The 12,363-nt window shown below is 35.6% G+C and carries 9 protein-coding genes; 5 read left to right on the forward strand and 4 right to left on the reverse strand.

The features are described 5' to 3' along the window. Positions 1 to 14: 14 nt before the first annotated feature. From AC07UM_RS17385 to AC07UM_RS17400, 4 genes are all read right to left on the reverse strand, one after another. Positions 15 to 446, reverse strand: a complete 432-nt coding sequence (locus tag AC07UM_RS17385; protein WP_047378138.1) for a phage tail protein — start codon at positions 444 to 446, stop codon at positions 15 to 17. Between the two features lie 36 nt (positions 447 to 482). Then, on the reverse strand, positions 483 to 2,204 hold the full coding sequence (locus tag AC07UM_RS17390) for a phage tail sheath family protein (RefSeq protein ID WP_494681322.1): 1,722 nt from the start codon (positions 2,202 to 2,204) through the stop codon (positions 483 to 485). A gap of 86 nt (positions 2,205 to 2,290) precedes the next feature. Next, a complete protein-coding gene (locus tag AC07UM_RS17395; protein ID WP_494681323.1) occupies positions 2,291 to 4,009 on the reverse strand; it encodes a phage tail sheath family protein in 1,719 nt (572 codons plus the stop codon). A gap of 53 nt (positions 4,010 to 4,062) precedes the next feature. After that, positions 4,063 to 4,647 (reverse strand): Pvc16 family protein, encoded by a 585-nt coding sequence (locus tag AC07UM_RS17400; RefSeq protein WP_494681324.1) that lies wholly within the window; start codon positions 4,645 to 4,647, stop codon positions 4,063 to 4,065. 574 nt (positions 4,648 to 5,221) lie between these two features. On the opposite strand from AC07UM_RS17400, the gene AC07UM_RS17405 reads away from it, so the two are divergent. From AC07UM_RS17405 to AC07UM_RS17425, 5 genes are all read left to right on the forward strand, one after another. Next, on the forward strand, positions 5,222 to 5,542 hold the full coding sequence (locus AC07UM_RS17405; RefSeq protein ID WP_494681325.1) for a hypothetical protein: 321 nt from the start codon (positions 5,222 to 5,224) through the stop codon (positions 5,540 to 5,542). Between the two features lie 46 nt (positions 5,543 to 5,588). Then, on the forward strand, positions 5,589 to 7,031 hold the full coding sequence (locus tag AC07UM_RS17410; protein ID WP_494681326.1) for a contractile injection system tape measure protein: 1,443 nt from the start codon (positions 5,589 to 5,591) through the stop codon (positions 7,029 to 7,031). 107 nt (positions 7,032 to 7,138) lie between these two features. Then, positions 7,139 to 8,590: an ATP-binding protein gene (locus AC07UM_RS17415; protein ID WP_494681327.1), complete on the forward strand. Its 1,452-nt coding sequence runs from the start codon at positions 7,139 to 7,141 to the stop codon at positions 8,588 to 8,590. Positions 8,591 to 8,626: 36 nt separating this feature from the next. Then, positions 8,627 to 11,626 carry a peptidoglycan-binding domain-containing protein gene (locus AC07UM_RS17420; RefSeq protein ID WP_494681328.1) on the forward strand — a complete coding sequence of 1,000 codons (3,000 nt, stop codon included), beginning with the start codon at positions 8,627 to 8,629 and terminating at the stop codon, positions 11,624 to 11,626. Positions 11,627 to 11,634: 8 nt separating this feature from the next. Beyond that, entirely contained in the window at positions 11,635 to 12,204 is a 570-nt protein-coding gene (locus AC07UM_RS17425; RefSeq protein ID WP_494681329.1) for a hypothetical protein, read from the forward strand. Positions 12,205 to 12,363: the final 159 nt, after the last annotated feature.

The following is a 12,363-nucleotide window of genomic DNA, read 5'->3' on the forward strand; positions in this document are numbered from 1 at the left end:
TTTTAAAGTTAATGTTAGTTATTTTCAATAGTTAATCCTTCGTGTGCAATTTCTAAGGTTTCAATAGCCACCTCGTTACCTTCAGCTTTCAGATCTGTGGATTGTAACTTAAGTGGGAATGCATTTTTCACTTTCCATGTAACTGCTGGTGCTCCTGTCTCATCTAAAAGAGAAATCGTAATAGATCTGCGTTCTACTGTGCTTAGCTGAATACTTTGGAACCAGTCGAAATATTCGTTATCTGTTTTGAAAGTTCCTCTCTTTAAAGTGATGTTACTGAAACTTTTCATTCCAGGCATTTTAATTTTACTAAAGTCAGGGCTTGCACCATGTCTATATTCGATTAAAGCTGCTTCAACATTTAAACCGCTAACTTCCTGAAATCCTACTTTTGTTCCGCCCCAATCTACTTCAAAGGCAAACTTTACTAATGGATATGTACTCATAATTTATTTTTAATTTTAATTGTTATTTAATTGATTTTATGCTTCCTGTAATTTGTGTGAAAAATTTAACACAATAAATTCAGCCGGACGTACTGCTGCCATACCAATCTCGATGTTCATTCTTCCTTCTAAAATATCCTGAGCCGACATTGTTTTGTGTAAACCAACGCTTACGTAATAAGCTTCTTCCGGTTTACTTCCTGCTAATGCACCGTCTCTCCACTGTTGATCAAGGAAATTCTCAATCATAGCCTGTACACGAGTCCATGTATTGGCCGTATTCGGTTCAAAGACGAAACGTTCCGTTGCTTTCTTCACTGATTCTTCTACCATATTGAAGAATCTACGTACAGGTACATATTTCCATTCGTTACTGTTTCCGTCTAATGTTCTTGCTCCCCAGACCAATGTTCCTTTTCCAGCAAAAGTTCTGATCGCGTTGATTGATTTTCCTGATGCAGCATCTACATTAAGCAGATCCTGCTCTTTGGTAGATATTTTTACAGCAGGCACATCTACTAAACTAAGTCCTACATTAGCAGGCGCTTTCCATACTCCGGAAGTACTGTCTACTTTGGCATAAACTCCGGCAATTGCAGATGATGGTGTCAGCACTACTGATGCAGACTCGATTGCTTGTTTAGCCTGATTATACATTTCAGAATTAGCAATCTTCAATGCGGCTAAAGTTGTAATACCAGATGCACCGGTAACTAAAACATCAGCATCTTTGAAATCATAGCTTAAAACAGTCTTCAATCTTGGATAATAAGCCGCACCATATTTCAGACCTTTAGAAGTTACTTTATCTCTAAAAGCAGCAACGTCTTGAAGAATATCCATAATGACGAACCTGTCTTTTAATAATTCTGCCTGATCTAAAGCTTTACCGTACAAAGCATAGATTTTTCCAATAGCAACAGGATCACCTGCTCTGGAGGTAACAAGACTGCTGGCAGCAAGAGCATCAGTCTCCATCGTAGAAGCTGTAGTAAAATCTGTTTCAAGAGCAGTAACAACAGCCTGAGCAGCAGCCTTAACAGTGGCAACAGTAGCATTAGCAACAGCAGCAGCCACTCTAACCGCAGTTACGACAGCCTGACCGCCCTTAGCACCAGCAACCTGTAAATCGTTAGGATTAGCAACATTAAACTCAGCTGCCTTAGCAACGGCAGCAGTAACAGCAGCATCTACACTAGCCCCTGCAACAGCGTCTGCAACAACGCCTGCAATACTTTTAGCGGCAGAAGCAACATTCTTAGCATATACTGCAGTCGTAACAACAGCAGAAGCAGCAGCGATATCAGCAGCAGAAGGAACTAAACTTTGAAGATCCGGAAAAATGATCAAGGTAGGTTCGTCTTCTTTTTTTAATAATTCAAGACCGGATAAAAAAGCTTCCGCCGGTGTAGGAGCACCTACAGCCTCTTGGCTTTTATAATCTCCTACAGAAACAATATAACAAGGACCACCACCATTGGCAAAATACATCTGCATAGCATAATACATTTTAAAGTCGCTTATCTTGGTTGGTATTGCTGTTGCAACACCGTCTTTGAAAGCTACAGCGAAGATTTCCGGTTTTGCTTTTCCAAAAAGCTGTTCATACTCCAACATCGAAGCAATTCTCGTTGGTTTATTTTTCGGTCCATCCGCTGTATATCCAATAAAAGCAGGGATAGCCGTTTCAACTTGCGCTACGGAAGGGGGAAATTTTCCTTGTTCCTCCACGTAAACTCCAGGGGTTTTGTAATTCATTTTAAAAAATTTTACGTTAATATTAATTATTCCTCGAAGTAAAACTTCGGATATTTATTCGTGATTGATTTATTGATTTTTGTTATTTAGAATTGTTGTAATTGGTGAGAGAATTTGAGTAGAATAAACTCTGCCGGACGTACTAATGCTATTTTAATATCTACATTCATCGTGGTAGTCCCCTCTACACCTTTAACTGTTACTTCATAAGCTTCTTTCGGAGTACTGCCTGCCAATGCACCCTCCATCCACTGCTGATTAAGAAAGTTTTCCAACATTGTTTTTGCCCGTAACCATGTGTGAGGAATGTTAGGCTCATTCATAAACTTGTTGAGGGCATCGTTGATCGCTTGTCTGATCATATTATAATAACGACGTACGTGTACATACTTCCATTCGTTATCTTTTCCTTCATTATTTTTATCTTTCCCTTCAAGAGTTCTGGCTCCCCAGATTAAGGTACCTTTTCCTGTAAAAGTTCTGATCGCATTGATTGACTTCCCGAAAACATCTATATTTAAAGCTGCCTGTTCCTGATCGGAAATTTTTTCTGTCGGAGTAATAACATGACTGATATTGATATTTGCCGGAGCTTTCCACACTCCTCTTGTACTGTCTATTCTGCCATATGCTCCTGCTATTGCTGATGATGGCGGTAAAACAACTTTTAACGACTGCATTTCTTTTTTCACCTGATTGTATAATGCCGAATTGGATGATTCCAGATTTTTAAGTGTAATCCCGTTTGCATCTCCTTTTTCGTCTTTTACCTCGAGAATTGCAGTTTTTAAATCAGTAAACTCTCCTGTAAAATCAGGTGCATTTTCATCTGAATCATCAGGGATCATAAAATCATCTATTGTTCCGTCATAAATGGCTTCTAATACAATCTGTGCCTCAGAAATTGCTACGGTTAATGCATTTTTTTTATCACCTGCATCAGCATTTTCATTCACTTCTTCCGCTATCGCAATAGCCTGACCTAATAAATCGGCAAGGACGTAAGCATCAGCAGTACCGGTTGAGATTTCGGCACTCGCTAAACTTTTTAATTCATCCAAAGCAGCGGTCTCACCCGCATAAAAAAGAGCACTTCCTTGTCCTGCTTTTTGTAAACCGGTATGTACTATAGGTGTTTTAGTCTCATCAAAAGTATAATTCAAAATGGTTTTTAAGTGAGGAAAGTAAGCTGCCGCATGATTAGTTGGGTTTACTTTACTTCTAAAAGAATCAATCGTGTTAAGATTGTTTGATCTGGTAACAGAATTTCCGTAATAGGTGTCCAGTATAACAAATCTGTTTTTCTTCTCATCGTTAGCTTTATCAATGGCCTGATTATAGATATTATAAAACTCAGATTCATTGGTTAATGAAACAGCATCAGGGAAAATAATAAGAATCGGTTCTTTAATATTTTTATGATCTATCTTACCCAGTCCTGTTTCCAATGAGGATAATTGTACTTCTGCTGAGGTATAATCCCCTACAGAGATAATATAACACGGTCCGCCGCCATTGGCAAAATACATTTGCAGCGAGTAGTACATTAAAAACTGTACATGAGGTGTTACAATCGTTGCCCCTTTGCCTTCTACATCCTGTAACTGGATATTTTCTTGTTTTGCTTTTCCAAAATATTGTTCATATTCTAAAAGAGAACTGATTCTGAAGGGCTCATTATACCCCACAGGGAGTAGTTCTGTATACCCAATAAATACCGGCATAGCTGTATCTATGTATGCAACTGAGTATGGAAGTTTTGTAATTTCTTCAACAGAAACACCTGGTGTTGCTGAATTTAACATGTTTAAAAATTTAAAGGGTTATTAGTTTTTAGTTTTAGTTTTTGCTTTTATGATTAATCAATTTTAATACTTTGTATATTAACGTCATTAATTAATTTAACAGGGACTACATCCTTAGCCGAAATTTTTATCACACTGATTTTATATAAAGCAGAAGGCATTACTTTTCCGCCTAACAATCCCCAGACATAACTTAGCTGTTCAAAGGGAATGGAATGTAGTTCAATTCTGAAACTGAAGTTATTTTCCGGTTTAGGATCCACATACTCCAAGACATTTTTCGCCTGAAATACCTCAATCACTTTTGAAATACCTAGTAAAGATTTGCTGTATGTACTTCTGTTGGCAGCAATCATTACATATAAGTTTAAGTAAGCCGGGGTGCTTTCCTTATCGTATCGGATTGGATTATTGTCTACCACAACCTGCTGATACCTGGATCTGTTTTTCAATGTAGATTCTTCCTCAATGTTGAGCAGACTGATTACTACTTTGTTATTAATTCCTTCAGCATTCTCTTCATGTTTTGCGATGTCATCAACAACGGCAATTTCTATTTCGTTAGGAACATTAGGATCCCATAAACCATCTGGAGCATTTAGCTGATTTTTTAAAACTGTTAATACTTTATTAATCATAATTTCTGTTCTTAATTATTATGGTGCAAACATACAATCACCCCCCCTCAAAAGACAAATATTTTGGGGTCTCAATACAGTCTTTGCAGTAAATAGGATTTTAATTCCTATAAAAAAAAATCAAAAAAAACATGGTTAAACAGTTGAAATTAACCTCATTAAAAACAATATTGAAAAATTAAATTTTAGCCAGCAGATTTTCCTTGTCTGATAATGACCCAATTTCAGATCGGCAATTGAGTGTTATTCTGTTTTTAAAAATCATTGTATTTCAGCATCCGATTGTACATTCATTCAATGGTCATTTTTAGTGGGTCTGTATTTTCTGAATTGTAAATAATCGAATACGATGACTGATTACCTGAAGTATCAGTTTTCCCAAAAAAAACATATGTCTTTCCGACCATGAGTATCACGTTTTTTGTACCCGGTAATTTCTAAGAATTTCAATCCTGTATCATCAGGAAATGATTTTGTCTTTTACTGCAAAGACAGAATAGAGGGACCTTATAATTCGCAAAATAGTATCTCTTCTTTCTAATTTTGACCCAATAATTTTAAAAACTTTAATCATATGAATATTAAAAACCTTTTCAGCAAGCGCAATGAAATCATTGGCGGCCATTTTAACGAATTACGTTCAAAATTGGGTGTAGCTGATCAAAATGAAGAGTCTATTTTCTCTTTAAGGGAAGAAATTTGTAACGCATGTCCTTTAAAAAACGGTAACAACTGCAACGCTATGAAATGGCTTAATCCAGATACACTGGAAGTAGTAGATGGTCCAAAAGATGGATTTATCAGAGGCTGTGGATGCAGATTAAGTGCCAAGCAGAGATCAAAATTAAGTCTTTGCCCTGCAGGTTTCTGGGGTGGAGAATTCGACCAAAAGTAAAACCATTTGCCGAATCCCGAGATTTTATAATGTAAACCTATTTAATGTGAAACAAGATCATATCATTCAGAAAGTTTTTCTTGAAATTACTGTCAACAACAAAGAAAAAGCATTGCGTATAAAAGATGACATTAACAGCTTTTTGTCTATTGATGTTTTTCCTGAAATAGAAAAGCATATCAAGGCTTTAGAATATAAGTTGGCCGGTCATACCCTGCAGATTCCTCGTTTAGAATTAAATGTGGATGTAAAAAGCAGTGCATTAAATACAGAGTTAAAAGATCAAATAGCTGAACTCTTTGACGAAGAACTGTCAGAAATTATTAAGCCCATTGAAACTTCCCACCAGGAAACAGAAACTGATAGTAAACCCTATCTGGTAAATGATCAGGAAAAGACGCTCAAAGCGTTTATCTATTTTTTAGAAAAAGGAACTATGCCCTGGTGGAATTCGGAAAGCAACAATATGGCTATTTTGGAATCAAAGGTTTTTGACCGCCTTATTTTGGCTGACAGCTTTCAAAAAAGTATTGTATCTGCCTTGTCAAAAGAAAATGTCCGAAACCGGCTTATCAATCAGCTTTCCAATGAACAAATTGCACAATTATGCCTAGCAATTTTGAAAAATAAGGAATTGAAGATCAACCTGGAAACGGATACAATACATCATCTATCGAAACTGAATCATACGGATAGAATTGCCATCTGGCGTTTGATATTCAATGTAATATCGGAGTATTTGAATACATCCAATACCCATCCCCGGGAGTATCTTTTACGGGAAATTTCAACAATAGAACAGATGGGCTTATCACAAACAAAAAGCAATCATCAGAACAGGAAAACAGTAGTTAAGATATTCCCTTTTATTACAGAAAATGAAATTTCTGAAAACCTCAAAACGAATACAGCAGATCAACCTGAAAATGTAACAATGTCAACAGAAACCATTCAGGAAAAAAATGCAATCATTCAGGAAGATGTAAATCAGAACGAGGAACAATACATTCAAAATGCAGGGCTTATTTTGATCCATCCATTCATCAAAACGCTGTTTGAACACTGTGAGCTTTTTGATCCAAAAACCCAGCAGCTCACTAATCCGGAATTGTGTGCCCATCTCTTGCATTATATCGCCACCGGAAAAATAAATGCTCCTGAATATGACATGATTTTTGAAAAATTCCTGTGCAATATTCCCATGCATCAAACGATTAACAGGCATATTAAACTTTCACGTAAGCATAAAACACAGGCTAAAAATGTAATAGAAAGTGTACAGCACAACTGGGCTCCCATGAAAAAATCATCTGCTGCATTATTACAAAACGAGTTTTTCCAGCGACCAGGGAAATTAGTCATCACCGACTCTGATCACACCCTTACCATAGAGCGAAAGACACAGGATATTCTTCTTGAAAAACTTTCGTGGGGAATTGGTCTCGTAAAACTCCCCTGGCAGAAAAAATTCATATTCGTAAACTGGTAATAACAGGTTACATTTTCTAAATACTCTAAAGCCTTCCAAATCTCTGAAGTTGCTGATTTTACATCAGCAATGCCCCCACTGCAACCCTATTAATTCAAAATAAGATTATGAAATCTCCTATTAACCATGAACACCCATCATTAATCAAAACCAATGTTAATGAAAAAACAGAAATAATCAATCCCTTATTTCAAGCCAATGCTGTAAATCATAACTCTTTAAATGAAGAAATGAAGTGGTTGCAATCGCTTATTGAAAAGCGATGCAAAGAATTGTTTCTGGAAGATGAGACAGAATTGAATATTGGTTATGAAATACCTGAACCTCCGGAATCAGATGGCCAATCTCCTTATTCCATTACGATCAACACCCATCAGCTTACCGTTATGGACAGAATAATTTTAGCGCTGGGCATTGCTTCGTCTCATTATCCGTCCATCCTGAAAACATTTGTACAGATAGAAGAAAGCAGCAATGCATTTGCTATTGAAGCAGGTGGTGAATATGATAAAATAAGCCGCAGCTTTAAGCCAACTTTTCAAACCGCACTTTTTTTACTTGCAGGTAAAGATGTATCACTATGGTCACAGTATGGTGCACAGCTCATCAATGGAAGTGTACTCTTGAAAAATGACATTATTTACAATCGTTCTTCCACAGAGTTTATTCATGGAAAAATTGAATTGGATACCGCTTATCTCAATTATTTTTTATCAGGTCAAAAACCTCAGCTGGATCATGGTTCTTACTTTCCCGGCAGGCTTTACAAGTCTGATCTCACCATGGATGATATTATTTTGGAAGATAATGTGAGAGATCAAATAAAACCTATTGGACATTATATAAAAGCATTGGAAAACGGCTTTTTCAAAACCAATGAGCATAGCTTTAAACCAGGATTCATTGCTTTATTCTACGGTGCACCGGGAACAGGAAAAACAATGCTGGCCGGAATTCTTGCTAATGCCTATGGTATTGATATGTATCATGTAGATCTTTCACAAGTAGTGAGCAAATACATTGGTGAAACTGAGAAAAATCTTGAAGTTTTATTCAACAGGCTGCAGGGTAAAAACTGTATGCTGTTTTTTGATGAAGCTGATGCTTTATTTGGGAAACGTTCTGATGTAAAAGACGCTCATGACCGCTACGCCAACCAGGAAGTTTCATATTTATTGCAGCGAATAGAAAAATTTGACGGATTAACAATCCTGGCTTCCAATTTTGAAAACAATATGGATGATGCTTTTAAGCGCCGTATCGATGTTTCTGTCAATGTAATACGACCGACAGAAACTACAAGAAAAGCCCTTTGGGAGCACTATTTGCCTAAAAATATAACTTTTGAAAGTGAGGAGCTTTTAAAACATTTAACCAAAGAGTATGCTTATACCGGTGCTAATATCCGAAACATTATGAAAAACGTAGCTATGGCGTTGCATGACCGTAATGAAACCAATATTACCTATTCATTAATAAGCACTTATCTAATGATAGAAAACGAAAAGGCTTTTGGAAAAAATCAATCCCGTCTCAGCCCATTCGTACAAAATCCTTAGCACAGCACAATAAACACTCATCTAATAACCAATACTATGAGCAGACTTAAGAAAACATTTGCGCCCAGGGCCGGCAGGGCCGATAAGCAAAAAAACAATAATAAAGAGGATAAAGAAAAGTCTGAGCAAATCACCGATCAGGACAGCAAAATATCTCTCGCCAAAACAGAAGTTACCCAAATAACATATGATCCTTTTAAAAACAGAGCGTTTGTTAAAGTAGAAAAAAACGGATATTTCATTCAATTATTTGACAAAGGGCAGCATGTAGCAGCACTTAATACCGCACTTGAAAAGTTAGGGCATAAAGTATCTGAGAACAAAGCTTATTTTGGTGATAAAACAAGGATTGCACTCATCAATTTCCAACAACAGAATAGGATTACAGGCTCTGGAATTTTTGATAAGGAAACTTTATTGAAAATGAATGAGGTATTAGAAGCAAGTAAAGATAAAGCTAGCAATAATACAGTCTTATCGGCAAAACCAGAAAAGCCTAAAGTCATTGATTCTAAAGACTCAGATTCTATTCCTTATCCTATTGTTGTAGTAAAAAATCAAAAATTTAATGGAAAATTAATTCAAACTGATGAAGACCTTAACCGCTTTGCTGAGTATAAGATGAAGATAACGCGCCCTCTTACGTGGAAGCCAAAATTTACGGATGAATATGTTAAAGGTTTGGTGTCTAAAGGCGGATCTGTTATATATACAATATCTTCGAAAACAAATAATGCAGAAAAGGAAGTGGAAGCACTTTCACCTGCTAAAAAACAATTTATCAGAAATGCAGCAAGTATTACCGATTACATTCAAAACATACGAATACTTGATTTATTAAAAAAATTATCAGAGGAAGAAATAGCAGATTATAAGAGTAAAGTTTCGGCAGAAACAGCTAATATGGATGCAATTGAAGAATCGCTTAAGGCATATATTAAAAACAGGAATACTCGAAACCAGGAAAAAAACAAGAGAGAGAAACTACAAGAACAATTAGCAGTACCTGGATTAGAAATTTTATATAAACAATATACAACCTACATTAAGTTTAAAAGTAGTCACAAAAGTACCCTCTATGAGAAAAATGATCCTAACAAAAACTATTTTGAAAATGCATTAAACAGGCAATTAGAGGAATTACTAAAATCACTTACTGCCCACGGTTTCACTCTTTCATCATTTGAAAAATTGATTACAAATTACGAACTCGCTTTTCGTAAAGAAACGGTTCACATTGCTGAAGATGCTCTGATAAAATACAGACATGTTCTTTTTGAGCAGAAAAAGAAATTGCTTGATGATGTTTTCATAACAAATTTATTAGGGAAAATAAAAGCTTCCAAAGCAAAGGAAAGCTATGAAGACGCCGATAAGGCCAGCGGTGGTATCCATTTTGCCGATAATCCAAGTACAGCAGAAATAGAATTTAAGGTTAAGATGGAGGCCTTTGCAAGAAGTAAAAAAACAGAAGGTAATGCGGCAATTAAGGAATTATCCTCCACAACTCCGTTGGTTGAAGATAATGGGTTTAATAAAGAAGGTTTTGCTAAACTAGAAACTAAACAAGCTCTTCGCAGTTTTCTGGAAAGCTATATCAATGACCAGGAAGGAAATATAAATAAAATCATTACCAGTCTAAACGCCGACCAAGGTATTTCAATCTATGGTTACGGAAGTTTGCTTCAAAAATCCAAAGAAATACAAGGAATAGCCCAAGGCAGTATTTTTGATTTAATAATAGCAGATAAAGAAAGCAGTGAAAGTACCAGACATATTATCAATGGCTTGTTAATAGGAGCTTTGGCCGTTGCATTAGGATTGCTTTCCTTTGGTACGGGAACAGTAGCCGTGTTATTGGCTGCAGGAAATTTTGCCCTAGGCGCTTATATAACTTATGAAGAAATAGAGGCTTACCGAACACAACTTGCCGCCTATAAAGTAGATATTTCCCAAGATGAACCAAGTGCAGTTTGGATTGTGATTTCTGTTGTTGGTTCCATCTTAGATGCTGCTGCTGTGGCTAAAATATCAGCTAAGCTAGTAGATGCGGGCAGAACATTTGAGCTCACAAAGGATATTGGTAAAACTGAAAAGGAGCTTATCGAAGCAGGATTAAATCGTGCAACTCGGGAAAAAGTGATAAAAGCTTTGGAAAAAGATTTAGCTAGAATTGAAGGTCTTGATAAAAAATTACAACAGAATGCCGTAAAACAAACAGAGCTCAAAGCTGAAATAAAAGAATCATTAGATGGAACTAAAAAGAGTCTGTTTACAATAAATATTGGGATAAATCCTGAAAGTCTTCCGAAACTAATAAAGCTTGCCCGCCAATATATACAAAAGGGTACCCTAACCTTTGAAAAATTTTTGTTACAAATACAAAAAATAAAAATGATCAAAGAAATAGAAAGTTTATCGCCTGAAGAATTATCTTTGCTTAAGAAAGCTTTTGAAGATGCAATAGAAATACAAAAAATAAAAGATGCTTTCAAAATAGAATTTTTAGATAAAATAGGGAAAAGACTTCCTGGAAATTGGGATGAGTTTTCGCCATACACTAACATAGAATTTGCAGAAAAACTTAAAAAATTCAGAGGAGATTATGATTTAACTTTCGATCGTAATTTTAGAGGCGGAGAAGGACAATTATTTGAGATACATCCAATAGATGACAAGGTTTTAAAAAGATGGTATGAGCTTAGACTAAAAGATATGCCGGAATCTATCCGACTTTTAGAAGAGGCTAAAAACATGGTAAGTTCCAACCCTGTATTAAAACAATATCTTGAAGTTGTAGAAGTAACAGAAAAAGGAACAGACTGGATTGTTAGAGGATTTAATAGAAGATCCGTACAATTAGGTGAGGCTATTTCTGACCCTATTGCTTCAAAAGTAAGAGAATTAGCTATAGAAGCTCTTACTAATCAGCGTGGAACTATACAAGAAAGTATCCTCAAAAAATTAATCAAAAATTCTGACAATTTACATTGGTCACCAAATAGTGGAAAAATATTAATAATCGATATGCAATAAATAAAATTATGATGAAATCATTTGAAGAAATAAAAAAAACTGAACCCCTAACCAGATTTTTAGGAAGCAAATTTGGAACGATGTATTTTAATGATAATGTTTCTAATGGGAATGATGTTATTATACGTCATTTGGATGGTGAACTTACTCCTGAGCTCCTCCCAATATATGTTCAATTATATGAGGCTGTATTAGAGTATATTGATGTTCATGATAAAATAAAAGAACATGTCTTTATGCCTCAATTACTAGAAGTAGGAGAAGATTATATTATCCGTCCTTTTTATGTTTATCTTGTACCTACCCGTAAATATTTTTCACCTGATGAACCATTGGAACCATTAAAAGAATACTATGAAATGATCAGGGCTTTCTCAGAAGAAATGATAGATCAATTTTGGGAAGAGGATATTACTGATCCCAATAAGCAAAGTATTATAAAAAGAATTCTAAGAAAAAGTCTGATGCAACCAACAGGCAAAACTTTTTTTGAAGGGCGATACATAAACAAATATATTATCGTAGAACCTGCCATATCGATAGAAGATCTAGAAAAATGGAAAACGAGTGATGAATAATAACTTTCTAAGAGATGATAAATAATCCGTCCAAAAGGAAGATAGAAAACATCGATTAGATCAAATAAAACTAAGCTCTCACTCACAGCCACACAATTTGTATTGTGTGGTTTTTATTTTCAATCACTTTCTCAAAAAAAATATCTTTATAAACCACAA

The organism is Chryseobacterium sp. GW821-FHT04C04, assembly GCF_059420365.1.

What these genes read in the sequence shown, in the direction of transcription:
- AC07UM_RS17385 (WP_047378138.1), bottom strand. Translation starts at nt 446, where the DNA reads ATGAGTACATATCCATTAGTAAAGTTTGCCTTTGAAGTAGATTGGGGC.
- AC07UM_RS17390 (WP_494681322.1), bottom strand. Translation starts at nt 2,204, where the DNA reads ATGAATTACAAAACCCCTGGAGTTTACGTGGAGGAACAAGGAAAATTT.
- AC07UM_RS17395 (WP_494681323.1), bottom strand. Translation starts at nt 4,009, where the DNA reads ATGTTAAATTCAGCAACACCAGGTGTTTCTGTTGAAGAAATTACAAAA.
- AC07UM_RS17400 (WP_494681324.1), bottom strand. Translation starts at nt 4,647, where the DNA reads ATGATTAATAAAGTATTAACAGTTTTAAAAAATCAGCTAAATGCTCCA.
- AC07UM_RS17405 (WP_494681325.1), top strand. Translation starts at nt 5,222, where the DNA reads ATGAATATTAAAAACCTTTTCAGCAAGCGCAATGAAATCATTGGCGGC.
- AC07UM_RS17415 (WP_494681327.1), top strand. Translation starts at nt 7,139, where the DNA reads ATGAAATCTCCTATTAACCATGAACACCCATCATTAATCAAAACCAAT.
- AC07UM_RS17420 (WP_494681328.1), top strand. Translation starts at nt 8,627, where the DNA reads ATGAGCAGACTTAAGAAAACATTTGCGCCCAGGGCCGGCAGGGCCGAT.
- AC07UM_RS17425 (WP_494681329.1), top strand. Translation starts at nt 11,635, where the DNA reads ATGATGAAATCATTTGAAGAAATAAAAAAAACTGAACCCCTAACCAGA.